The sequence below is a fragment of the Sphingorhabdus rigui genome (assembly GCF_014196595.1).
Classification (GTDB): domain Bacteria; phylum Pseudomonadota; class Alphaproteobacteria; order Sphingomonadales; family Sphingomonadaceae; genus Sphingorhabdus_B; species Sphingorhabdus_B rigui.
The window spans coordinates 1,567,601-1,590,421 of sequence record NZ_JACIEA010000001.1 but is presented as its reverse complement, the minus strand read 5'-3'; the positions used below and the strand labels follow the sequence as shown (position 1 = coordinate 1,590,421).

General features: G+C 57.2%; 20 protein-coding genes, 1 tRNA gene and 1 pseudogene. 11 read left to right on the top strand and 11 right to left on the bottom strand.

The window, feature by feature from the left end; all coding sequences use genetic code 11:
• Positions 1-33: 33 nt before the first annotated feature.
• A complete protein-coding gene (gene ppsA / locus GGR91_RS07365; RefSeq protein WP_183941436.1) occupies positions 34-2,436 on the bottom strand; it encodes a phosphoenolpyruvate synthase in 2,403 nt (800 codons plus the stop codon).
• Positions 2,437-2,585: 149 nt separating this feature from the next.
• On the opposite strand from ppsA, the gene GGR91_RS07360 reads away from it, so the two are divergent.
• From GGR91_RS07360 to GGR91_RS07350, 3 genes are read left to right on the top strand one after another with little or no spacing between them, the layout of a single operon-like run.
• Positions 2,586-3,929, top strand: a complete 1,344-nt coding sequence (locus tag GGR91_RS07360; protein ID WP_183941599.1) for an erythromycin esterase family protein — start codon at positions 2,586-2,588, stop codon at positions 3,927-3,929.
• Entirely contained in the window at positions 3,895-4,596 is a 702-nt protein-coding gene (locus GGR91_RS07355) for a dienelactone hydrolase family protein (protein ID WP_246337067.1), read from the top strand. The genes GGR91_RS07360 and GGR91_RS07355 overlap by 35 nt, the downstream gene beginning before the upstream one ends.
• A 2-nt stretch (positions 4,597-4,598) precedes the next feature.
• A complete protein-coding gene (locus tag GGR91_RS07350; protein ID WP_183941597.1) occupies positions 4,599-5,294 on the top strand; it encodes a phosphoribosyltransferase in 696 nt (231 codons plus the stop codon).
• 45 nt (positions 5,295-5,339) lie between these two features.
• Here GGR91_RS07350 and GGR91_RS07345 read toward each other — a convergent pair whose 3' ends face one another.
• Together GGR91_RS07345 and GGR91_RS07340 are read right to left on the bottom strand one after the other, a co-directional pair.
• The gene (locus GGR91_RS07345; RefSeq protein ID WP_183941435.1) at positions 5,340-5,930 is read right to left on the bottom strand and encodes a CC0125/CC1285 family lipoprotein; all 591 of its coding nucleotides are present in this window, start codon (positions 5,928-5,930) and stop codon (positions 5,340-5,342) included.
• Positions 5,931-5,994: 64 nt separating this feature from the next.
• Entirely contained in the window at positions 5,995-7,014 is a 1,020-nt protein-coding gene (locus tag GGR91_RS07340) for an alpha/beta fold hydrolase (RefSeq protein ID WP_183941434.1), read from the bottom strand.
• 165 nt (positions 7,015-7,179) lie between these two features.
• On the opposite strand from GGR91_RS07340, the gene GGR91_RS07335 reads away from it, so the two are divergent.
• From GGR91_RS07335 to GGR91_RS07325, 3 genes are read left to right on the top strand one after another with little or no spacing between them, the layout of a single operon-like run.
• Entirely contained in the window at positions 7,180-7,893 is a 714-nt protein-coding gene (locus tag GGR91_RS07335) for an ABC transporter ATP-binding protein (RefSeq protein ID WP_183941433.1), read from the top strand.
• A complete protein-coding gene (locus tag GGR91_RS07330) occupies positions 7,887-10,262 on the top strand; it encodes an ABC transporter permease (RefSeq protein ID WP_183941432.1) in 2,376 nt (791 codons plus the stop codon). The genes GGR91_RS07335 and GGR91_RS07330 overlap by 7 nt, the downstream gene beginning before the upstream one ends.
• 1 nt (position 10,263) lies before the next feature.
• A complete protein-coding gene (locus GGR91_RS07325) occupies positions 10,264-11,472 on the top strand; it encodes an efflux RND transporter periplasmic adaptor subunit (protein WP_183941431.1) in 1,209 nt (402 codons plus the stop codon).
• Between the two features lie 145 nt (positions 11,473-11,617).
• Here GGR91_RS07325 and GGR91_RS07320 read toward each other — a convergent pair whose 3' ends face one another.
• From GGR91_RS07320 to GGR91_RS07295, 6 genes and pseudogenes are all read right to left on the bottom strand, one after another.
• A complete protein-coding gene (locus tag GGR91_RS07320; protein WP_183941430.1) occupies positions 11,618-11,947 on the bottom strand; it encodes a hypothetical protein in 330 nt (109 codons plus the stop codon).
• 1,362 nt (positions 11,948-13,309) lie between these two features.
• Positions 13,310-13,669, bottom strand: a pseudogene (locus tag GGR91_RS11775) (alpha/beta hydrolase family protein); the annotation flags it as partial.
• Between the two features lie 473 nt (positions 13,670-14,142).
• Positions 14,143-14,397 (bottom strand): hypothetical protein, encoded by a 255-nt coding sequence (locus GGR91_RS07310; protein WP_183941429.1) that lies wholly within the window; start codon positions 14,395-14,397, stop codon positions 14,143-14,145.
• 71 nt (positions 14,398-14,468) lie between these two features.
• A complete protein-coding gene (locus GGR91_RS07305) occupies positions 14,469-14,882 on the bottom strand; it encodes a holin family protein (protein WP_183941428.1) in 414 nt (137 codons plus the stop codon).
• A 17-nt stretch (positions 14,883-14,899) separates the two neighbouring features.
• Complete coding sequence (locus tag GGR91_RS07300) at positions 14,900-15,442, bottom strand: glycoside hydrolase family 108 protein (protein WP_183941595.1); 543 nt, start codon at positions 15,440-15,442, stop codon at positions 14,900-14,902.
• A 125-nt stretch (positions 15,443-15,567) separates the two neighbouring features.
• Positions 15,568-15,644, bottom strand: a tRNA-Pro gene (locus GGR91_RS07295).
• Between the two features lie 176 nt (positions 15,645-15,820).
• On the opposite strand from GGR91_RS07295, the gene yajC reads away from it, so the two are divergent.
• The 3 genes from yajC (at position 15,821) to secF (ending at position 18,805) form a co-directional block, all read left to right on the top strand.
• Entirely contained in the window at positions 15,821-16,147 is a 327-nt protein-coding gene (yajC, locus tag GGR91_RS07290; RefSeq protein ID WP_183941427.1) for a preprotein translocase subunit YajC, read from the top strand.
• Between the two features lie 68 nt (positions 16,148-16,215).
• Positions 16,216-17,814 carry a protein translocase subunit SecD gene (secD, locus tag GGR91_RS07285; RefSeq protein WP_183941426.1) on the top strand — a complete coding sequence of 533 codons (1,599 nt, stop codon included), beginning with the start codon at positions 16,216-16,218 and terminating at the stop codon, positions 17,812-17,814.
• 10 nt (positions 17,815-17,824) lie between these two features.
• A complete protein-coding gene (gene secF, locus GGR91_RS07280) occupies positions 17,825-18,805 on the top strand; it encodes a protein translocase subunit SecF (RefSeq protein WP_183941425.1) in 981 nt (326 codons plus the stop codon).
• Between the two features lie 102 nt (positions 18,806-18,907).
• Here secF and GGR91_RS07275 read toward each other — a convergent pair whose 3' ends face one another.
• Positions 18,908-19,471, bottom strand: coding sequence for a helix-turn-helix domain-containing protein (locus GGR91_RS07275; protein WP_183941424.1), 564 nt, complete (start codon positions 19,469-19,471; stop codon positions 18,908-18,910).
• An 88-nt stretch (positions 19,472-19,559) separates the two neighbouring features.
• Between GGR91_RS07275 and GGR91_RS07270 the strand changes: the two genes are divergently transcribed.
• Complete coding sequence (locus GGR91_RS07270) at positions 19,560-20,075, top strand: DUF6456 domain-containing protein (RefSeq protein WP_183941423.1); 516 nt, start codon at positions 19,560-19,562, stop codon at positions 20,073-20,075.
• On the opposite strand, the gene GGR91_RS07265 is transcribed toward GGR91_RS07270, so the two are convergent.
• Positions 20,072-21,874: an ABC-F family ATP-binding cassette domain-containing protein gene (locus tag GGR91_RS07265; protein WP_183941594.1), complete on the bottom strand. Its 1,803-nt coding sequence runs from the start codon at positions 21,872-21,874 to the stop codon at positions 20,072-20,074. The two genes, GGR91_RS07270 and GGR91_RS07265, sit on opposite strands and share 4 nt — an antisense overlap.
• An 81-nt stretch (positions 21,875-21,955) precedes the next feature.
• Here GGR91_RS07265 and GGR91_RS07260 point away from each other — a divergent pair, with 81 nt between their 5' ends.
• Complete coding sequence (locus GGR91_RS07260; RefSeq protein ID WP_183941422.1) at positions 21,956-22,804, top strand: D-amino-acid transaminase; 849 nt, start codon at positions 21,956-21,958, stop codon at positions 22,802-22,804.
• Positions 22,805-22,821: the final 17 nt, after the last annotated feature.

The following is a 22,821-nucleotide window of genomic DNA, read 5'->3' as shown; positions in this document are numbered from 1 at the left end:
GCAGCCGTGGGATACGCAATGTTGCGTAACAATTCAGTCTAACGCGAGGCGTTGCATTACCCTGAGGACGCTATCGGGATTGAGACTGATGCTGTCGATGTGCCGGTCAATCAGCCACTTGGCGAACCCGGGGCGGTCCGACGGGGCCTGTCCGCAAATGCCGCAATGGCGACCGGCCTTATGGGTACCGGCAATTGTTTGCTCGATCATTTTTAATACGGCTGGATCTTCTTCGTTAAAACTATCTGCCAATATGTCGGCGTCGCGATCAATGCCGAGGATCAATTGTGTCAGATCGTTGGAGCCGATCGAGAAACCGTCAAACAATTTCGCAAACTCATCGATCAGGATTACGTTGCTCGGGATTTCGCACATCATATAAACTTTCAGACCATTCTCACCGCGGTTGAGATCGCTGCGCGCCATGATGTCGAGCACCTCATTAGCCTCGCGCAGACTGCGGCAGAAAGGGATCATGATGACCAGATTAGTAAGGCCCATATCGTCGCGCACATGCTTGATTGCCGCGCATTCGAGTTCGAACGCTGGCCGGAAATCGGGATGCATGTAACGAGACGCTCCTCTGAATCCAATCATCGGGTTGTTTTCTGGTTTCTCGAAATCGGCGCCACCTATCAGGGACGCATATTCATTTGATTTAAAATCGGACGTCCGCACAATGACAGGCCGCGGATAAAAGGCCGCGGTTATGACGCCAATTCCTTCGGCGAGGCGCGAAGTGTAATAATCCGCGCCGCCACGATAGCCTTTGGTCAGGGCGTCGAGTTGTCGCCGGGTCTTTTTCGAAGTAACGCGTTCCGGGAACAACAATGCCATTGGGTGGGCGCCTATCGCATTGGCGATGATGAATTCGATCCGCGCCAAACCAACACCGGCAACCGGCAATGCGGCCGTGCGAAATGCAATATCCGGATTCCCGATGTTCACCATAATCTCTACATCGGCTGGCGTGATATTTGCGACGTCCACATCGTCAAGCGCGAAGGGAATATGGCCAGCATACACCTTTCCGCGCTCTCCTTCGGCACATGATACCGTAATTTGCTGGCCAGCTTGTAAAAGGCTCCGGGCGCCTTTTGCGCCGACAATCGCGGGGATGCCAAGTTCGCGGGCAACAATGGCAGCATGGCAGGTCCGGCCGCCATGCTCGGTGACGATTGCAGCAGCGCGTTTCATCACAGATTCCCAATCGGGTGCGGTCGTTTCGGCGACCAACACATCTCCTGCGTTGAGTTCGGCAAGGTCTGCCTTAGTGGTTACGAAGCGCACAACACCAGTGGCGATCCCTTGGCCGACGGCCTGACCAGACACCACAACTGGCCCGCTGCCGGTCAGGCGAAAGAGCTTCAGCGCAGCATCCCCCACCGTCGCGTGAACGGTTTCGGGGCGTGCCTGAATTATGTATAATTCACCATCAGCGCCATCTTTGGCCCATTCGACGTCCATCGGTGTCGGGCTGCCATAATGCGTGCTATAGTGGCCTTCGATCAGGATTGCCTGACGTGCCAGATCGAGTATTTCCGCATCGGACAGGCATTGCATGGCCTGCATCTTGCGCGGGACGGTTTGCCATTTTGTCCGTCCGGCATCCATGCGCTTTCCGTAAACCAGTTTCACCTGCTTTGCCCCGATCCGCCGCCGCAAAATAGTGCTGCGCCCGATCCGCATTGTTGGTTTATGCACAAGGAACTCGTCCGGGTCGGCGATGCCCTGAACAATCGCCTCACCCAAACCCCAAACGCCGCTGATCAAGACGACGTCACGGCTACCACTTTCGGTGTCGAGCGTAAAAATGACCCCCGAACTCGCACGGTCGGCTCGTATCATTCGCTGCACCCCTACAGACAGCGCAACGCTATGATGGGCAAAGCCCTTATCTATGCGATAGGAGATCGCCCGTTCGCTGAACAAAGATGCAAAGCAATCTTTGACCGCACCGACCAAAGCCTTTGCGCTTCGTACATTGAGGTAACTTTCGTGCACGCCAGCAAATGAGGCCGTCGGAGAATCTTCGGCAGTCGCGCTGCTGCGAACAGCGACTGCAACGCCGCGTCCAAACTCGCGTTCAAGCCGGCGGTAGGCGAATTCAATATCGGCAACGAGCCCGTCAGGTAACCGCGCATTTTGGACCATCGCACGCAATGTTGCCGCCGCCGGTCCCGTCGCTTTCGGATTTCGCCAGTCGGTCTGGTCAAGTATGACCATCATCCGTTGCCAAAGATTGTCTCGATCAATGGTTTGACGATAGGCGTCCGCTGTTATGACGAATCCTTCAGGCACTTTGATGCTGCTGCCAAGGAACCGGGCGAGTTCGCCCAGTGACGCGTTTTTCCCCCCAGCTAGGTTGAGATCATCCAACCCGATCTCATCGAACCAGCGGATAAAGCGGACGTAATGCTGCGAAGGCTTTGGCATATCTCTACCTGCTGAACGCCCGGATCGATATTCTTGCCGATTTAGTTAATCTCTTGGATGCGAAGCGTAACTCCGGAAATCTACCTAACAATAACCATACGCAATCAACCGGATGCCGCTGCCTAATTGAAGCCGGTATGATGCAAATCATGACGACGATTTCATTGCAGGACAAGCCCAAGCGAGAAGCGTCCAAGCGGCTGGTCGATGCGTTGCGGCAATATGCCGAACCGCTGCCTGCACCCGAGCAGCAAGAGGCGTTTGGGCAGTTTTTTGACCGCTTCGGCGATGCGCAGATCGTTTTGCTCGGCGAAGCGACCCACGGCACATCTGAATTCTATAATGCGCGCGCGGCGATCACGCGACAACTGATCGAACATCATGGCTTTACTGTGGTCGCGGTTGAGGCCGACTGGCCCGATGCGGCCCGGATCGATGGGTATGTCCGCCACCATGAAAAGCGGCCGCGCCGTGGCGAGGGCTTTGTCCGCTTCCCGACATGGATGTGGCGCAATGCCGAACTACTGGCCTTTGCCGACTGGATGCGCGGACATAATGAAGGTCAGCCCGACCGCGCGAAGGCGTCGTTTCACGGGCTTGATGTTTACAGTCTGAGCGAGTCCATCCATTCGGTGCTCACCTATCTCGACAAGGTCGATCCTGACGAAGCCACAATGGCGCGATGGCGCTATGGTTGCCTGACTCCATGGCAAGACGAGCCAGCAAAATATGGCCGCGCCGTCGTGCGCGGCGAACGACCCGACTGCGCGCAACAAGCAGTGGAGCAGCTGCACACGTTACTCGACAAACGGCTGGGATATCTGGCGAGCGATGGTGAAGCGTGGTTTGATGCTACACAAAACGCACGGATCGTGCGTGAGGCGGAGCGCTATTACCGCGCCATCTATCAAGGCGGTGCTGCATCGTGGAACCTACGCGACCGTCATATGTTCAGCACCCTGCAAGCGGTCATCGCACATCGAGGTGTCGGTACCAAGGCGGTCGTCTGGGCGCATAATTCGCATATCGGCGATGCGTCTGCGACGGCAATGGGGTGGAACGGCGAGTTCAACATTGGGCAGCTTTGCCGGGTGGCTTATGGTGATGATGCTGTGCTGATTGGTTTTGGCACTGACACCGGAACGGTCGCAGCGGCGAGCGAATGGGGTGCAGATATGCAAGTGAAGACTGTGCGTCCTGCGCGGTCCGATAGTTATGAGCATGCCTTTCGGCGAACCGGCCTTGCTCGTACGTTGACCGACTGGCGCGGGCGCTCCCGTCAATCGCTGGCGCATATATTGCGCGAGCCTTTGCTAGAGCGCGCAATTGGTGTGGTCTACAGGCCGGAGACCGAATTTCTTAGCCATTATTTCGAGGCGGTATTGGCCGACCAGTTCGATGCCTTTGTCTGGTTTGAACGGTCCCATGCAGTGACGCCGCTTGGGCATGAAAAGCCGCATGGCGCGCCTGAAACATATCCTTTTGGGCTTTAATGTCATGGCGTCACACCTTGATACCCCGCTACAAGAGATCCTGGTTGGGCCGCATCGCCTTCGCGCGCTGCTCGGGATACCTCCGGTTTCGACAGGACTTGTTATCTTTGCACATGGCAGCGGAAGCGGACGTCTCAGCCCGCGGAACAATCATGTTGCAGCTGAACTTCGAATGCAGGGGCAGGCGACCCTGTTGCTCGATCTGCTGACGACCGAAGAGGAACAGAACCGACGGAACGTGTTCGACGTCGAATTGCTCGCCAGCCGGCTAAAATCGGCGACGAAATGGGCGAGGAGCAATGCCGACCTGCGTCACTTGCCCATTGGCTATTTTGGCGCAAGCACGGGTGCAGCAGCTGCGCTCATCGCAGCTGCAGATGATCCGGACATAGCCGCAATCGTATCGCGCGGAGGCAGACCGGACATGGCCGGAGCGGCATTGCCGATGGTTCGCGCACCCACATTGCTCCTCGTCGGCAGCCTGGATGGGCCCGTGATCACCCTGAACCAGCAAGCATTCATGGCGCTTAGCTGTCCAAAAAAGCTGCTGATCGTTCAGCGCGCGGGGCATTTGTTTGAGGAACCAGGAACGCTTGATCAGGTGATCACCCATGCCAGCGATTGGTTTGCGATGCATTTCGCGCAATTTGCAAGAAGGGGTATTTGACGATGTTTAACCGCGACTATCCATTCGAGGACCGTCGCGACGCCGGTCGCAAGCTTGCTCGGCAGCTTTTGCACCTTGCGCCCCAGCATCCGGTTATTCTTGCTCTTCCGCGTGGCGGGGTACCCGTTGCGTTCGAGGTCGCAAAGGCGCTTGATGCGCCACTAGACCTGCTGTTTGTGCGCAAGATTGGTGCGCCTGGATATGCCGAGTTCGGCATCGGGGCCGTGGTTGATGGGGCGAGCCCGCAACTTGTGTTGAATGAAGATATCGTTCGGCAACTTGGGCCCAGTCCTGATTATATTCGTGCCGAAATGCGGCGGCAGCTCGCAGAGATAGACAGGCGCCGCAAAGCCTATTGCGGCGACCACGCGCCTATTAGCATAAACGGTCGTATGGTGATCGTTGTCGATGACGGCATTGCCACCGGAGGCACGATGAGGGCCGCCTTGCGTGGTGCAAACAAGAATGAGCCCTCTTGGCTGATCCTCGCTGTCCCAGTAGCGCCGCCCGAGGTTGCACGCGACCTTGGTCATGAATGCGACCAGGTCATCTGTCTCGAAACCTATAAGCCGTTTGGTGCAGTTGGCGAATTCTATCACGATTTCACTCAAACGAGTGATGCAGAAGTTGTGTCGCTTCTGAACGAAGCGCGCGGTTTCGGATTAAGAGTTGCAGACTCCGCAAGGCCTATGAAGTGATGCATGTCGGCATACGGCTTTTACCCATCGAGCGCCGACAAATTCTCAGCGCTCTTTTGGCCGCTCGATTGACGGTTCCAGCTCGTCACGCACCTTGCGCGCGTCGAATATATTTTTTTCATGTGGCGTGATCCCGTGCCCCATTTCTATCTCTGCGTGCGCCTCGAACTCTTCGACGGTGCGGACATCAATACCGTCGGCCCAAAACGGGTTGTCTTCATAGGGATACCAATATTGCCAGCCATAATGCGGCCGGTAGTAGCGCCAGTACGGCCGCCAATAGACATATCCGTACCATGGACGGTAAAATGGCGATGGTTCAATATACTCCCGCCGATCTCGGTCGGTCTCGCGGTCAACGATACGAAACCAGTCAAACCCCTCTTTTATCGTCAGTTCGGCCGCACGGTACAGCAGATAGCCCTCAACACGTTCGCGCGACGTGAGCGTATTTCCGTCAAAGGTAACGCGAAACCGGTTATTGGCTAACCGCTGCTCTGAATATCCCCCATGGATGCGCTGCCCCCGAACCTCTGGCTGATACGGCGTCGCGGTCATACAGGACGATAGTAACAATGCTGCCGACAATGATGCGGAGGCCGCCACGATCTTACGTCGTAATACATTCTTGATCATTGCAATTACTCCGCTCAACTGGCGATACCAAGGTATCGCGACACGCTTTATGAATCGACGTTGTTCAATGGGCGGCAGCCGTTGCCGGTAAGCCTACGGATATTTTTTTACCGGACCGCGGCGCATTGTCACCGTCATGCTGGCTCAGGAAGTCGGCAATCATACCGCGCAATTCGTTGCTGTGTGAAATCAGCAGGTGGCCTCCGGTCTTGAAGACCTTCAGCGTTGCATCCGGGATATGTTCTGCGGCAAAACGGGCGCCAGGAAGCGTATGATAAAGGTCGTCCTCAGCCGAAATCACCAGCGTCGGACACCGAATTCCCTCAAGATCGGGCTTTGCAAGTTCGCCGGCTGTATCAGCGATGATGCCTTCGGCGCGCGCTGACAAAGGCAGCATTTCAGCCAATAGCGTCTTTATCTTTTCACGGTCTTCAGGCCCTGCTTTCGCTTCAAGTGCTGGATCGACGCCAAAGAAGCGAACCAGTGTTTTGCGCCCGACTTTTGTCGCTGCCCAATAAGGGAAATCGGCCGAGTTCTCGAAAAGGCGAATGACCGTTTTGTTCTGCGGCGTTGGTTGGGCACCCGCCTGATTGTCAGGATCATATGTGCGCGGGACGACCAGCACCAAAGCGGTCGTCCGGTCGGGATAGCGAGAGGCGAATTCGATCGCGCTCGGTGCACCCGCAGACACACCCATGACAATCGTTTTTTGCACAGCAAGCTTGTCCAGTAAGGCGGCGTGCGCATGGGCCTGCGCCGCATGTGATGCGTCGGCAGGGACGGGCGTGCGGAGATAACCAAAGCGTGATGGCGCAATGACGTCAAAGCCTTCACCCAACATTTCGCGGGCAAGATAAAGTCCTTGGTCATAGCCGCCGCCCGCACCGTGAATGACCAGCGCAGCTCGCCCCTTGCCCTCGCGCCCGTATTCGATACGCCCGCATTTGGTGTTGGCTATAAAACTGTTCGCTTCCAGCTTTTGTGCTTTTTCGTTCAGTTCGCGCCGGTAACGCAGATATGCGCCGCTTGCGACAGCAGCTGCACCTGCGGCTGTTGCCAATCCAATCCAGTTCCGAGTTTGCATAACGACCTCCTTTGCTAGGCGCCGTGATAATCGAATTGATAGATAGTTTCATTCCGTAGACTCACGGATTGACCGGATTCACAGGTCAGTAATAATACCTATCGCGTGCCATTTGCGTGTTGTCTTACTCTCTAGATCTTACCGATCAGCGCGAAGGAAGATGAAATGGCGTCTGCCCCACCGCTGTACCGGATCGAGGGCCTGACCAAAACTTATGGGGAAGGCGACGCGGCGGTTCAGGCGTTGCGCGGTGTTAATCTCGATGTGCAGCAATCGGCTATGGTTGTATTGCTCGGGCCAAGCGGCTCTGGGAAATCAACGTTTCTCAACATCGTCGGTGGCCTCGATCAGGCAACCAGTGGCCATGTGCATTTCGAGGATATTGAGCTAACCAGCCTCGGGGATCACGGCCTAACCGAATATCGCCGCCATCATGTTGGTTTTGTCTTCCAGTTCTACAATCTTGTCGCATCGCTGACCGCGCGCGAGAATGTGGCACTCATCACCGAGATTGCGGAGGAGCCGATGGAACCCGCCGAGGCACTTGCGCTGGTGGGCCTTGAAAGCCGTCTCGACCATTTTCCCACCCAGCTTTCTGGAGGTGAGCAACAGCGCGTTGCTATCGCGCGCGCCATCGCCAAACGCCCCAAGGTGTTGTTGTGCGATGAACCCACCGGCGCGCTCGACAGCCAAACGGGGGTGCGCGTGCTGGAGGCACTCGATCAGGTCAACCGCGAGCTCGGCACCACCACGCTTTTGATCACGCACAATGCCGTGATCGCTGAAATGGCCGACCATGTGCTGCGCTTTGCCGATGGCCAGCTCGCCAGCAGCAGCCCAAATCCGACGCGTCGCCGCCCGGGCGACATGATATGGTAATCGGGCTCAGCCCATTGGACCGCAAGGTGCTGCGCGACCTGTGGCGGATGCGCAGCCAGGCTTTCGCGATCGCGCTGGTGATTGCCGCGGGCGTAGGGATGGTGGTGATGTCGCTGGGGATGATCCGCTCGCTGGATACAACGCGGGAGGCGTATTATGATCGCTATCGCTTCGCCGACATTTTCGCCCCGGCCAAGCGCGCACCGAAAAGCGTGCTGAAGGAAATAAAGGGGCTGCCGGGCGTCAGCATGGTTGAGGGGCGTATCACCGCTGGCGCAACGCTCGATATTCCCGGGATCGCCGAACCCATTACGGCGCGTATCCACTCGATCCCGGCGCGCGGCGAACCCCGCTTGAACGCGCTTGTTCTTCGCAGCGGGCGCTGGCCAGACCCAAACCGGCCAGAAGAAGTTATGGCGAACGAAAAGTTTGCCGAAGCTGCGCGGATCAGTCTGGGCGATGGCATCGACGCGTTGCTCTATGGCAAACGCCAGCATCTGCGGGTGGTCGGCACCGCTCTGTCGCCAGAATATATTTATGCAATCGGCCCGGGGCAGATTTTCCCCGACAACCGCCGGTTCGGTGTTCTGTGGATGGGCGAGGCGCATCTCGCGGCTTCGCTCGACCTGACCGATGCTTTCAACGAGGCGCTGGTGCGGATCGATCGCAGCGCAGACGCAGGCGACGTCATCCGGCGTCTGGATCGCCTGCTCGCGCGCTATGGCGGCGTAAGCGCTTACCCTCGCATTGAACAGATATCCGACCGCTTTGTAAGCAACGAGCTTAGGCAGTTGCAGACGATGACGGGCATATTGCCACCGATCTTTCTCGGCACTGCGGCTTTCCTGATCAACATGGTGCTCTCGCGCCTCATCGATGCTGAGCACGAGGTGATTGGGCTGCTGATGGCCTTTGGCTATCGCGGGCAGACGATCATGGCGCATTATGCCAAGATCGCGGTGGTCTTGTCGGTGCCAGGACTGGTCCTCGGCATTGTGTTGGGGTCGTGGCTAGGCCGTGGGCTGGCCAGGATGTATCAGGCGTTTTTTGTCTTTCCCTTCCTCAATTATCGCGCTGGTCTCGACGTTTATGCGATGGCGAGCATAGCGACGATTGCGGTGGTGCTGCTCGGCGTATTTCAGTCGGTACGGCGTGTGCGCCGGATGACTCCGGTCGAGGCGATGCGCCCTCCTTTGCCGCCCAATTATGCAGGCGCCATCGCCCGGCTGATCGGGCGGATGCGCGCCTTGGACGAGCCAACGCGGATTATATTGCGTGGCATCCTCCGCCGGCCTTTCCGCTCGGCCTTGGGGTCGCTGGGCGTTGCCGCCGCGCTGGGCCTTTACATCACCTCAGCGGGCTCGCGTGACAATGTTGCGCTCATGATCAACATATTGTTCGACCAATCGAACCGGGCCGATGTGATGGTCACTTTTGCCGAGCCGCGCGACCAAAGGGCCTTGTTCGAACTGCAACGCGCGCCGGGTGTCTGGCGCGCCGAACCAATGCGGATGATAGGCGCCAAACTGGATGGCGAACGCCGGTCCAAATCCGAAGCCCTGACTGCTGCGATCTCCGGTAGCGATCTAAACCGGATAGTCGGTATCGACGGTGCGATTATCGAGGCACCGCCGCGCGGGGTTCTCGTTTCTTACGGCCTTTCGAACGAACTGGGGCTCGCGATAGGCGATTCTTTGGACGTGCAAATAACCGAGGGACGGCGTGACCATTTCGCACTGCCTGTCGTGGGCATCATCAAAAGTGCAGTTGGCAGCCCCGCTTATGTCGATGCGGACATGATCGCCGCGCGGCTCAAAGAACCACCACTGCTTTCAGGGGCCTATCTGGGCGTCGATCCGGCGCGCATTGATGAGCTGTATCGTTATCTGAAGATGACCCCGCTCATCGCTGGTGTCTCGCTCAGGGCCGCTTCACGAAGCGGGTTGGAAGAAACGATCGGTGAGACGATGGGTATCGTCACCCTGTTTAACACCGGTTTTTCCGCGCTGATAGTCTTTGGCGTGATTTACAATAATGCGCGCATCAGTCTGGCGGAACGGTCGCGCGATTTGGCTTCGCTGCGCGTGCTCGGCTATCGCCGATCAGAAGTCTCGTACATCCTGCTTGGCGAACTTGCGATCCTGACGATGGTGGGACTGCCCTTTGGAGTGGCCTTTGGATATTATCTCTCGCGTTGGCTGAGTTCTGCCCTCGGCGGCGATTTGTTCATTGTGCCGTTTGGCCTCACCGCGGGCACGGTTGCGCAGGCTGTACTCCTCGTACTGCTCGCCGCTGCGATTACCGCGCTGTTCGTTCGCCGCAGGCTCGACCGGCTCGATCTGGTCGCCGTTTTGAAAATCTGGGACTGACATGGCGAAACGCAACTTCCTCCGCCCCGGGCCACTTGTGATTTCGGCGCTCATTGCCGCCGTGGTGATCGCCGCGCTCTACCTCGCTATTCGCAAGCCGCCTTATCAGGTCGATCTGGCAAAAGTCACGCAAGGGCCGATGACGGTAACCATCGATGATGAAGGCGAAACCCGTGTGCATGACCTGTTTGTTGTCGCAGCCCCAATTAACGGTCGGTTGACCCGGATCGAGCTGGAACCCGGCGATCCGGTGATTGCCGGGCAAACGGTGGTCGCAAGGATGACGCCGGTCGATCCCGATTTCCTCGATCCGCGCACCGAGGCGCGTGCACGCGCGCAGGTGCAGGCGCTCGATGCCATGGTGGCGTCTTCATCTATGCGGATTGAGCAGGCGCGCGCAGCCCGCGATTTGGCAATTCAGCAGCAAGGCCGCGTTGAAGCATTGTTCCATAAAGGATTCGCTACCCGCGCTGCACTCGACAGCGCCAATGCCTCGGTATCGTCGGCCAGAGCGGCCTATTCGGAGGCCACCCGCGCAACCGAGGCCACGCGCTTCGACCGCGACGCCGCCCGCGCCAATCTTGTAACACCCATTTCACCGCGCGGCAGCCGTGGAACGCTTAATGTCCGCTCCCCCACCAGCGGCACCGTCATGCGGGTTGCGCAGGAGAGCGAGGTAACGGTGGCCGCTGGCACGCCACTGGTCGAAATCGGCGATCCGCGAAAGTTGGAAATTGTCACCGACCTGCTTTCCGCCGATGCCGTTCGATTGCGACCGGGCGCACGCGTGCTGATCGACAATTGGGGTGGTGCACAGCCACTTAACGGCCGCGTGCGGCGCATTGAGCCCTTTGGCTTCACCAAAATCTCCGCGCTGGGTGTTGAGGAACAGCGGGTCAATGTCATTATCGACATCATCGATCCGCCGGAAAAATGGACCAAGCTCGGCCATGGTTTCCGCGTCATCATCCGCGCGGTCGAATGGGAAAGCGCGAACGCGCAGCAACTTCCGATCAGCTCGCTTTTTCGCGACAAGGGCAAATGGGCAGTCTTTGCCGTGCAAAATGGCAGGGCAAGGTTAGTTCCGGTAACTATCGGCAGGATGAACGACGAGAAGGCAGAACTGCTGAGCGGCCTGAAAAAGGGTGCGGTCGTCATCCTTCATCCAAGTGAAAAGATCTCCGACCATGCGCGCGTCAAAGCGCGCTGAACTTTGTCCCTCGGGTGATTTACGTATTTCGGCACATTTCATGGTGCGTCATTCTTTGGGTGTCAGATGCCGAGTCGACTGTCGTTTCCAAATCCTCACTTCGGTGAATGCGTTGGGTCTGGCAGGTTGACGATGACACATTTGGCTAGGCCTGTGGTTCCCAGCCTTGGTTGCTGATTGAGAGATCGGACACCAACAATGGGGCCGCAGGCCGAATATTTTTGGCGAGGTGGATATGTACGGTGACGACCAGCAACATCCGGAAGAACATCCCGATAGTCCGCCACAAATACCGGAATATCCTCTCCGGCATCCGAGTGAACGGCCCGACCAATCGCCCGTAGAACAGCCGCCAACTGAACCGGCCCGCTACCCAGACCGTTCGCCTGAAGAAGAACCATGGATTGATCCCGAGCCGCAACAAAGGGATTGCGGCAAGCCAGTTGATGTCGAGCCACTGCGCCATTGAACGCACGAAATGTCCCCTAGTGCTGGAACGTTCCTGAACTTACGCATTTAGAGGTTAACGCTGCTAAAGGCTAAGGTCGGCTAGGACTAATCGTAGCCGTATAGAACTGCGGTTCGCGTTGCTTTATTCCGTGGCGACCGACCGTTGCATGGTTATCAGCCGGTGTGCACCAGATCAGATTTGCGTCGCTGTTCCCGCAACGGCGTACAGCGTCACCAAAATTCCGGCGATCAGCCCGCCTGAACGATAGCTGCCCGTGCGTTGCCACGTGAATGTCGCGATGATGGCGATGGCAATCAGCACGGGCACAAACTGGATGGCGATGACGGTGCTGAGTGGATCAAATGCGGTAATCAGTGATCCGGTCATGAACAGCAGGCCGTAAATGACGCCCAACAAGACTATGAAGCCCGTCGTGAGCGTGCATATTGCCGCCAGATAACGACGCCCGGCGCTGTCGCTGCGGACGGTGGCATTGGCCAGTGATTTGGTTGTTACCAAAAAGGCGAGGGTAAGCGGCACGACGTAGATCGCGGCAATCCCCCACTGGCTGGCGCTGGGAAGCTTGACCGCGACGACCCAAAGCCGAAAATCGGTCAGGAACAGCATATCGACGAGCAAGAGCGCGGCATAGCCAGCCGCCACCGTCGCCAGAGCCAGCAATATGGACTTAAACCAGTTGGATTGTTGTGCGGCACTGCTGCGTCCCATCATGCGACCGATCAAAAGGCTCACACCAGCGCTGGTCACAGCCCAAAGTGTGATTTGCGTGGTGACTGCCTGCGGCAGCCATTGCGATGCCGGAAGCAGAAGATAGGCGGCAATGAACGTCGGAAAGAATAACAGCGCGGGAAGCACGGTGCTGAACGCGAAGCCCTTCCACCACGCGCCATCGCGTTCTGCCGCGGCAGGGACCGGCGTGCCTTTCACCGACGCGAATAGGGGCAATCGGACAAGTGCATCAAACGCACCGAGCATGATCATCACAAAACCAACAAGGCCAATGCCCGTGCCAAATTCTTTCCAATACCATATTTGATCGTTTGCCGGTTTGGGCGTGCCACCAGTCAGCGTGGTGCCAAACCAATCAATCGCGTGTCCAATGGCAGCCGTGGATGCATGGTCGCCGGGATGGGTTGTTGCCGGTTGATAGAGTTTGCGCGCGGTCCCGTCTGCAACGCTGCCATATAGACGGTTTTCGACAACAGACGCCTTCGTGCCAAATAATGTTTGCAGCTTGCTGCTTGTCGCAACATCCTGCGCACGGGCAACGCCCCACATCAAATTTGAAAATTCGTCATAGCGGCTGAAAACCACCGCAGCATTGCGTGGCCAATTGGGCGATCCTTCCTGCGCGAATGGCGCGCCGGTTGATGAGCCCTCCAGGACCATCGACGTATAAGCGTTGGGCATGGCAGCGGCCGCGGCAAGCACCGTCCAGCCGCCCATGCTGTGTCCTTCCAGTCCGATTTGATCAACATCGACCATCGGCAGAGACCGCAAATATTTCAAACCATCGGGACCGCCGAAGCCGTTTGAGAATGCAGGCCCCTGACTGTAGCCATGGCCGGTCTGATCAAGCGACAAAACCACATAGCCCCTGCGGGCAAATTCAATCGCAAAACCGTCCTGCGTCTCGCGCGAGTTAATGTAACCGTGGACGGCAAGAATGCCCGGCGCTGGTGTCGCTGGCGTGGCGTTTTTGGGGACATAGAGCAACGCGCTCATGACCGTCCCATTGGTGCCTTTAAAACGTATATCGCGAACGATTGTGCCATCTGCCGTTCGAACGCTTTGGGCGAGAAACGCGCCTGCCAGAACGATAGCCAATCCAATCAGGATTAACCACCAGCGCGGTTTTGTGCTTATGGCGTGGCCCATATTTTCATCTGTGACTGACACCCGCAATACCCCCCCGCCCAAATGTGCTTTTCGCGACTGTATGGCGGCGAGGTTTGCGATGCAACTATTCGCGATGAACGGCGATGCACAGGATGATCGAATAACAACGAAGCAGCCCATCTTGTGATCGAACACGCGATGTTCGGGAGAGAGCGACGCGCTGGCGCGGCAACATGGTTTAGATCCCGCAAGAATGCGGGCGCCCTTATTTCCCGACTGCGCATAAGGTGAATTGACACAAAAAAGCCCGCCGCTGCTCAGGGCAGGGCGGGCTTCATGTTTTTCGGAAAAAAAGACTCTTACTTGTCTTCTTCCTTCATTGCATTGTCAGCGGCATCAGCGGTTGCGTCGGCAGCTTCGCCTGCTGCTTCTGCAGTGGCGTCCGCTGCACCTTCAGCAGCAGTCATGGCATTTTCTGCCCCAGCTTCAACAGCTTCGCCAGTTGCGTCGGCTGCTTCTGCGGTTTCTTCAGCTGCCTTTTCGCCAGCTTCGCCGCATGCAGCGAGCGAAATTGTGAACGCGAGAGCGGCAACAGTTGCGACAACTTTCTTCATATTGGTTCTCCTCAGTCCCATGCATTACGAGTGGGTAATAAGGCGTAACGGATGAAGGCCTTCATGCGCAACTATTTTTCCGTTCCCCGCGAAATCCCCCATTGGCGCGCGACGGTGTAACCAAGATAGCCTGTACCAAACAGCGCGTACAATGGCTCTGGTAGGCCGTTGAGATAGGCATTCATGCCCGCCGCGATGTTGGCGGCGGTTTCGGGTTGGACAGCGGAAATCAGTCCCATCGGAATAGCCCAGAGCAGCATTGCATACATGACATATAAAAAGCTTGGCCGCGCTCTGCTTGTCCATGGGTCCGCCGATTGCGCTTCGGCCAAGATGCCCGACAGCTGCGTCTTTATATTCTCGAGCTCCTGACTGCCCTGCAATTTAAGCAGTTCAAGCTTGGCGGTATCGCGCGCCTTCGGATCGGGAATGATTTTGTCGATGATGCTGGCAATTGGCCCAATTAATCCGTCAACAAATGCCATAAGAAATCCTTTTTGATTTATCCAATACGGTTCGATAGCCAGCCATACAGAAAGGCTTCCTGCGATGGCCGCGCCTCCGCCAGCCGGACATAATGGGCACCCTGCAGGGCATCCATTGCCTTCAGCAGAACATTTTCTGCAGCGCGTCCACGTGTGTCGAAAAAGGCAGAAAGTGCGCGCAACGTTGCGGGGCCCATTTTGCGATCAACCACAATATCCGCATAGTCACGCCCATTCCGGTTCAATGCGTTCAACGCGCGTTGCAGAAAGCCGGTGGCCGTTCCGGTGCCCATATTGACGCCGGTATCGAACAATTCTGCCGCCAAATCTGGTGCAATGGCTGCCACATCGGCAAAGCCGGGGGCATGCCAATATATGCGTTTGTAAATGGCCGCGGCTTCGGTCCGGGGGAGTTGGCTCATCTTGTCATGATAGCCGTGCCGACGCGCCACCGCTTCGGTAATGCCCCAGCGGGTCGGGCCGCCTCGGTCCGCCGGATGATTTACATAGTCGCCTTCACGGGCAATCAGGTCATCAATCAGCGCGTCAATATGATCCATTGTCATCGAGTCCTCACTTTCGTAACAATAATAACCAATATGGTTATTTGTAGGAAAGTGAAAAACGCAAAGCCGCAGCGCTGGCGCGTCGCGGTCTTATTTGATGCAAATTTTCTTGGAATAATTGGTCGGGACGACAGGATTCGAACCTGCGACCCCCACACCCCCAGTGTGATGCGCTACCAGGCTGCGCTACGTCCCGACCGCCAAAGACCTCGCCGAGGCCAGTGGAAGCGCGCCTATATGGCGCTGGTTTCCTAAAAGCAAGCGCGGTTTGGACGCTTTGACGTTGCGTCAGCTGGGTGCAGGTGATAATCGCGCCGGATTGTTCAGGACCGCGCCTGCATTGGGCGCCTTTTTTAAATTGTGAGGTTTCCGATGGAGTTTGTTATCTTGGGCGCTGCAGCTGGTGGCGCGGGCGGTTCGGCATTTTTTGTGCAGCTGTTCCCGCTGCTTTTGATCTTCGTCGTTTTTTACATGTTTCTCATTCGCCCGCAGCAAAAGCGCGCCAAGGAGCATGAGGCGAAAATCAACGCGGTGCAGAAGAATGATGAAGTCGTCACTGCGGGTGGCTTGATGGGCAAGGTAACGAAAGTTGCCGATGACTATGTCGAAGTCGAAATCGCGCCAAATGTGCGGGTGAAGGCGGTTAAATCCACCATCGCCAACGTCCAGCCGCGCGGCGCCAAAGCCGCTAACGATTGATCGCCGGGGTTGAACAGCAGTGATGCTGACCCCAAATTCCGTTTTTCCAGTTCGTTCGGACCCAGCCTATGCTTGATTTTCCCCGTTGGCGCGTATGGATGCTCAACACCCTGATTGTTCTGGGTGTGCTTTTTGCCATACCAAGCGTGTTGCCTACCCACATCAGGGCGCAGCTCGCGCAATTTGTGCCGACGCCGACCATCAACCTTGGTCTCGACCTTGCGGGGGGTAGCCACATTCTGCTTGAGGCGGACACTTCGCAGCTTGCCGAAACCCGGTTGGAAGCTTTGGAAGACAGCGTCAGAACGGCAATGCGCCGCGCCGATCCGCGGATTGCGATTTCGGATGTGTCGCGTGCCAACGGACAATTGAGCTTCACCGTCGATAGCCCCACGCAAATCGACGCCGCACGCGAGGCGTTGTTGCCTTTGACCAGCAACGCGACCGGCAGCCGCGACTGGAACATCGGGGTGAATGACGGCAACCGCATGATCCTGACGCCAGCGGGCACAGGCGATGAAACCGCACTCGATCAAGCGATGGATACGGCAAAGGACGTTATCGATCGCCGCATCAACGCCTTGGGCACGCTTGAGCCTACGATCATTCGTCAGGGTGAAAATCGCATCGTTGTTCAGGTCCCCGGATTGGATGATCCAGAGGCGTTGAAGGCATTGATTGGTAAGACGGCCAAGCTTGAGTTCAAGCTTGTCGACGAACAAGCCGACCCAGATCAAACCGCGCAGGGCAAGGCCCGCGTTGGTAGCCAAGTTCTCCCCTATCCCGATAACCCTTCCGGTCTGCCGTACATTGCCGTGCGCCGGTTGGGCGGCATTTCCGGCGACAAGCTGGTCAAGGCTGACCCGACATTCGACCCGCAGACAAATGAGCCAGCGGTCACCATCCAGTTCGACAGCGAAGGCGGGCAGAAATTTGCCCGTATGACGCAGCAGAATGTCAACAAGCTGTTCGCCATCGTGTTGGACGGACAGGTGATTTCGGCACCACAAATTCGTGAACCCATTTTTGGCGGTGTCTCCCAAATTTCTGGAAGCTTCACGACGGAAAGTGCGAACGCACTGTCCATCTCGCTTCGGTCGGGCGCATTGCCTGTTGATCTGAAGATTGTTGAGGAGCGCTCTGTTGGCCCGGATTTGGGTGCAGACTCAATCCGCCGCGGCATTTTGGCTGCGGTTATCGGTACCACTGCAATTCTGGTGCTGATGTTCCTCGTTTATGGTCGCTTCGGCATGTATGCCAACGTCGCGTTGGTCATCAACGTCGCCATGATCCTTGGCGTCATGGCATTTGCCAACGCAACGCTGACCCTGCCGGGCATTGCTGGTTTCGTATTGACCATTGGTGCTGCGGTTGACGCAAACGTGTTGATCAACGAGCGTATTCGCGAAGAATTGAAACGGGGCCGCCGTGTCGTGCAGGCGATTGAATTTGGCTATAAAGAAGCCAGCCGCGCCATTTTTGACGCGAACAGCACCAACGTCATTGCGGCGGTATTGCTGTTCATCTTTGGCTCCGGACCCATTCGCGGTTTCGCAGTGGTATTGATGATCGGGATCGTCACATCGGTTTTCACCGCAGTTACCATCACGCGCATGTGGGTTTCACGCTGGGTGAAGCGTACCCGTCCCCATGAACTGACGATTTGAGGATATAGACATGAAACTGCTCAAAGTCGTTCCTGACGATACAAATATCGATTTCCTGAGATGGCGGACCTGGGCCTTTGGGATCAGTCTTTTTCTGATGGTCGCGTCGGTTGGATTGGTGGCCGCAAAGGGCCTGAACTTTGGTGTCGATTTTATCGGCGGCCAAATGATCCGCGCGACATTTACGCAAAGCGCATCCGCACCGGTCACGGAATTACGCGAAACGGTAGCGAAGCTCGGCTATGGCGATCCGACCATTCAGCGTTTTGGCGCTGAAAATCAGGTCTCGATCCGCATGAAATTGCCGGAAGGCGCCGATAAGAATCCTGAGCTCGCCAATGCCATGGCAACAAAGATCACCGATACGTTGAAAGCGGGTCACCCTGACGTGCGCATTGACGGCGTGGATTCGGTGTCGGGTAAGGTGTCGGAGGAATTGTTCAGCAAGGGTATCCTCGCGCTGCTTGCAGCGATGGCTGGCGTATCGATTTACATCTGGTTCCGGTTTGAATGGCAGTTCGGCGTGGGCGCCATCTGGTCGCTTGTCCACGACGTAACGCTTACCTTCGGCCTGTTTGCGCTGACGGGTTGGGAGTTCGACCTGAACATCATCGCGGCCCTGCTGACGATCATCGGTTATTCGTTGAACGATACCGTGGTTGTCTATGACCGTATTCGCGAAAACCTGATGAAATTCCGCAAGATGGAAATGGCGTCGCTCTTGAACCTTTCGGTGAACGAAACATTGTCGCGTACGGTCATGACCAGCGTGTCGATCTCGCTGCCGTTGATTGTCCTCGTGCTGTTCGGGCCAGACGTTATTTTCGGATTCAGCGCCGCGATGGCGTTTGGTATTGTCGTTGGAACATATTCTTCGATTTATCAGGCTGCGCCAATCCTGATCTGGCTCAAGGTCGGCTCACACAGCTTTGTGCCGACCGATGAAGCCGGTTCAAAGGCCGAGCGCATCATCGAAGGTATTGAATCGTAAACCTGACGTCCGGACAGCGTCCGGAAAAAGTCGGCTAACTGGCGGGCATTTTCTTTCCCGGAGAATGCCTGCGCGTTCGCGGTGGCATCCGCATCCCGCGCGCTACAGCTTGCGGACAAGCCGTACGGCTTTCGCAATCCACGCCGGGTCCGCGACGACCTGTTGCCGTGCTCCAGCCTCAAGCGGCAGCAGATGCAGCTTGCCCGCCTCGCGCCCCAACAATCGGCCAAAGAGGAAACGGCCACCGGGGCGTGGAACCAAAACGTCCAGATTGAGCGCAGATCCAAAAGCGTCAGGCTGAATCTGTTCAAGCCATAATTCGTCACCACGGCGATATTCGCCCGTCGCCGCGGCAATACGCAGGCCGACCATCGTCCCGCCCACGTTCGGCACCATGATGCGTTCTTTCTTGGTCGGCGCATGTGTGCCGTCCTCGTTTAAGATGGCGGCCACAGGCAAATACTGCTGGTCGGGCAGGGCCAACAAATCGCTCGATTCAACGCCCAAGGCATCGGCAATGCGGTTAATCCAAATCAGCGACAGCACCCGCGTACCGGTCTCCAGCCGCCCAATGGTCTGCGCCGTCGTTGCGGGTTTGCACCGTTCCGCCACATCGGCAAGCGTCATCCCCTTGGCCCTGCGCACATCACGAATTCGGCTTTGCATAAAATACTCCATCACCAGATAGGTTTTTTCTTTCCTACAATATTTACCACATGGCAAGGGTGATTCGCTGATTAAGCGGAGAATAGATATGCCTTCAAAGTCCCATGCAAAACGTAACCTGCCTGATCCACGGCTATTGGCCGAGCGGGGCTTGCGCGAAACCGGTCCAGTTCCGCGAAATGCGAAAGTCCGTCGCACGGTGACCGTCAATCTCGCAGAATCGCCGCTGTCATGGTTGCATGCGCGTGGTCACTTGTCGGACCGGCAGATGTTGGCCGGGGAAACCTTGCGCCGCGATTATGAATCTGCGGCGCTCGGCCCGCACGTCACAATGTCTTGGGAAAATATTCCGATCGGCCGCCAAAAACGCGCTGCGCCGACCGGCTTGAACCGGACAGAGCGGATGATGAGCGCAAAGGCGCGTTTTGACGATGCCTTGTCCGCGCTTGGCCCCGACCTGTCGGACATTGCGTGGCGGGTTATTTGCGTGGGCGAGAGCATGCCTGCGGCAGAACGTGAGATGTCATGGCCTGTGCGGTCTGGAAAGCTCGTGCTGAAAATTGCGCTCGACCGGCTGGTGACCTTTTACCGGATACCGGGTTAGGTGGCCGCTTCCTCAACCATCATGGCCAATTCGAGCCACCGCTCCTCCGCCGCGTCCTTTTCGGCGCGCAGTTTTTCGGTCTTTGCCGTCAGTTCGGCAAATCGCGCCGAGTTCTTTGTGTAGAGCGTCGGTTCGCTTATTTCCTTTTCGGCGGCTGCAACCTCGGCATCGATCTCGGCAATGCGGCTGGGCAGCAGATCATAGTCGCGCTGGTCTTTGTAGGTCAGCTTAACCCGTTTGGCAGGCGCAGTGTCGTTGCTTACCTCTGGCCGCGCGGCGGGTTTGTCTGCCTTTTTCGCTGCGGGTTTGTCGCGCTTGTCCCGCTTGGCTTCCCAATCGGCATAACCGCCCGCAATGATGTCGACATGCCCTGATCCATCAAGGCCGAGCGTGAGCGTCACCGTTCGGTCAAGGAAATCACGGTCGTGGCTGACGATCAGCACAGTGCCATCATAATCGGCAATGACTTCCTGCAGCAGATCCAGCGTTTCAAGGTCGAGGTCGTTTGTGGGTTCATCCAGCACCAGCAAATTGGCCTCACGCGCGAATTCGCGCGCCAACAAAATACGCGATTGTTCGCCACCCGATAACGAGCCGATCCGCGCCTCAATCAATGCGGGGTCAAACAGAAACTCTTTGAGATAACCCTGAACATGTTTGCGCACACCGCGCACATCAATCCAGTCGCTGCCATCGGCGAGCACATCACGCACGCGCTTTTCGGGGGTCAGCAATTTGCGCTGCTGATCGATGACAATGCCGGTCAGCGTTGGCGATAGCGTGATGCTGCCGCTGTCGGGCTGCGTTTCACCGGTCAGCATACGGATTAAGGTCGTTTTGCCAGTACCGTTCGCGCCGACAATGCCGATGCGGTCCCCGCGCTGGATACGCAGCGTAAAATCCTTGATAATCGTGCGGTCGCCAAAGCTTTTGCCGACGCCTTCTGCGCTGATGACGGTTTTGGTTTTGCTATCGTCGCTTGCGGCGGCGAGTTTGGCGGTGCCTTGCGGGCCGATCATTGCGGCGCGTGCGGCGCGCATTTCCCACAGCTTTGCGAGCCGCCCCTGATTGCGCTTACGCCGCGCAGTGACGCCGCGCTCAAGCCAATGTGCCTCGATCTTCAGCTTGGCATCAAGCCGGTCCGCATTACGCGCATCTTCGGCATAGACGCGCTCGGTCCACGCATCATAGCCACCAAAGCCAATCTCATTCCTGCGCAACAGGCCACGGTCCAGCCAGAATGTCTGCCGCGTCAGACGCGTTAAAAATGTCCGGTCATGGCTGATAACCATGAAGGCGCCGCGATACCGCGTCAGCCAATCTTCCAGCCATTCAATCGCGGCGAGATCCAAATGGTTGGTCGGCTCGTCGAGCAACAGCAAATCGGGTTCGCTGGCCAATGCGCGGCAAATCGCGGCGCGCCGTTTCTCACCACCGCTTGCGGTCTTGGCTTCGCGGTCCAGATTTATGCCCAACTGGTCCGCAATGGCGCGCACCGCATATTCGGGCGGGCCTTTTTCGCCATGAATGGCAAAATCGACGAGCCGATCGAACGATGTCACGTCGGGGTCTTGTTCCAGCATGACGATGTTGGTGCCGGGAACGACAACGCGGGTGCCTTTGTCCGCCTCGACCGTGCCAGCGACCAGTTTCATCAACGTTGTTTTGCCCGCGCCATTGCGGCCAATCAGCGCGAGCCGATCGCGTGCGCCAATAAACAGGTTGATATCCTGAAACAGCCAGCCGCCACCTTGCTGCAGCGCGAGATTTTCGAATGCGAAGATTGGGGGTTGAGACATATGCGCTGGCGGATAGGGGGTCGCAACGGGAATGACAATGTCGATGTTGACGATTAGCGGTGCTTCCAGCACAGACGTCATATGCGCACTATTTATCTCAACGGGGCATATGTTCCCGAAATCGACGGCAAAGTATCGGTATTCGACCGGGGCTTTCTGTTCGCTGACTCGGTCTACGAAGTTGTCTCGGTACTGGGCGGCAAGCTGGTGGATTTTGACGGCCATGTGCAGCGACTGGCCCGCTCGCTTGGCGAACTGGGTATTAAAGGCGCGCCTGATGCGGGGTCGTGGCTCACGATTTGCCGCGAACTTGTCGCGCGCAATGCGGTTGAGGAAGGCATGATCTATTGGCAAGTCACGCGCGGCGCGCCGACTGATCGTGATTTTGTCTTCCCACCCGAAGGCACAACGCCGACCGTTCTGGCCTTTAGCCAAAGCCGTGCATTGGCAGACACCCCATTGGCAAAGCGCGGCATTCGTGTGGTGACTTTGCCAGATCTGCGCTGGGGCAGGGCCGATATCAAAACGACGCAATTGCTCTATGCGTCGCTGATGAAGAATGAGGCGATTGCCCGCGGGGTCGACGACGCGTGGATGGAACGTGGCGGCGTCGTGACAGAGGGGACCGCGCAAAACGCGCATATCATTACGCATGATGGCGTGCTGGTGACGCATCCGCTGAACCGCGAAATCCTGCATGGCATTACCCGTGCCGCGGTTTTACCATTGGTTGCGCAAACAATCGAAGAGCGGGCGTTTTCGGTCGCGGAGGCGGAACAAGCCGCTGAGGCTTTCGTTTCGTCGGCATCAGGCTTTGTGATGCCGGTGGTGGAAATCAACGGCAAAACCATCGGCGATGGAACGCCCGGTTCGGCAACCGTTCAGCTTCGCCAAGCCTATATCGATTGGGCACGCCGAACCGCGATATAAGTGGTTGGCATCAAACA

What these genes read in the sequence shown, in the direction of transcription:
- ppsA (WP_183941436.1), bottom strand. Translation starts at nt 2,436, where the DNA reads ATGCCAAAGCCTTCGCAGCATTACGTCCGCTTTATCCGCTGGTTCGAT.
- GGR91_RS07360 (WP_183941599.1), top strand. Translation starts at nt 2,586, where the DNA reads ATGACGACGATTTCATTGCAGGACAAGCCCAAGCGAGAAGCGTCCAAG.
- GGR91_RS07355 (WP_246337067.1), top strand. Translation starts at nt 3,895, where the DNA reads ATGGCGCGCCTGAAACATATCCTTTTGGGCTTTAATGTCATGGCGTCA.
- GGR91_RS07350 (WP_183941597.1), top strand. Translation starts at nt 4,599, where the DNA reads ATGTTTAACCGCGACTATCCATTCGAGGACCGTCGCGACGCCGGTCGC.
- GGR91_RS07345 (WP_183941435.1), bottom strand. Translation starts at nt 5,930, where the DNA reads ATGATCAAGAATGTATTACGACGTAAGATCGTGGCGGCCTCCGCATCA.
- GGR91_RS07340 (WP_183941434.1), bottom strand. Translation starts at nt 7,014, where the DNA reads ATGCAAACTCGGAACTGGATTGGATTGGCAACAGCCGCAGGTGCAGCT.
- GGR91_RS07335 (WP_183941433.1), top strand. Translation starts at nt 7,180, where the DNA reads ATGGCGTCTGCCCCACCGCTGTACCGGATCGAGGGCCTGACCAAAACT.
- GGR91_RS07330 (WP_183941432.1), top strand. Translation starts at nt 7,887, where the DNA reads ATGGTAATCGGGCTCAGCCCATTGGACCGCAAGGTGCTGCGCGACCTG.
- GGR91_RS07325 (WP_183941431.1), top strand. Translation starts at nt 10,264, where the DNA reads ATGGCGAAACGCAACTTCCTCCGCCCCGGGCCACTTGTGATTTCGGCG.
- GGR91_RS07310 (WP_183941429.1), bottom strand. Translation starts at nt 14,397, where the DNA reads ATGAAGAAAGTTGTCGCAACTGTTGCCGCTCTCGCGTTCACAATTTCG.
- GGR91_RS07305 (WP_183941428.1), bottom strand. Translation starts at nt 14,882, where the DNA reads ATGGCATTTGTTGACGGATTAATTGGGCCAATTGCCAGCATCATCGAC.
- GGR91_RS07300 (WP_183941595.1), bottom strand. Translation starts at nt 15,442, where the DNA reads ATGGATCATATTGACGCGCTGATTGATGACCTGATTGCCCGTGAAGGC.
- yajC (WP_183941427.1), top strand. Translation starts at nt 15,821, where the DNA reads ATGGAGTTTGTTATCTTGGGCGCTGCAGCTGGTGGCGCGGGCGGTTCG.
- secD (WP_183941426.1), top strand. Translation starts at nt 16,216, where the DNA reads ATGCTTGATTTTCCCCGTTGGCGCGTATGGATGCTCAACACCCTGATT.
- secF (WP_183941425.1), top strand. Translation starts at nt 17,825, where the DNA reads ATGAAACTGCTCAAAGTCGTTCCTGACGATACAAATATCGATTTCCTG.
- GGR91_RS07275 (WP_183941424.1), bottom strand. Translation starts at nt 19,471, where the DNA reads ATGCAAAGCCGAATTCGTGATGTGCGCAGGGCCAAGGGGATGACGCTT.
- GGR91_RS07270 (WP_183941423.1), top strand. Translation starts at nt 19,560, where the DNA reads ATGCCTTCAAAGTCCCATGCAAAACGTAACCTGCCTGATCCACGGCTA.
- GGR91_RS07265 (WP_183941594.1), bottom strand. Translation starts at nt 21,874, where the DNA reads ATGTCTCAACCCCCAATCTTCGCATTCGAAAATCTCGCGCTGCAGCAA.
- GGR91_RS07260 (WP_183941422.1), top strand. Translation starts at nt 21,956, where the DNA reads ATGCGCACTATTTATCTCAACGGGGCATATGTTCCCGAAATCGACGGC.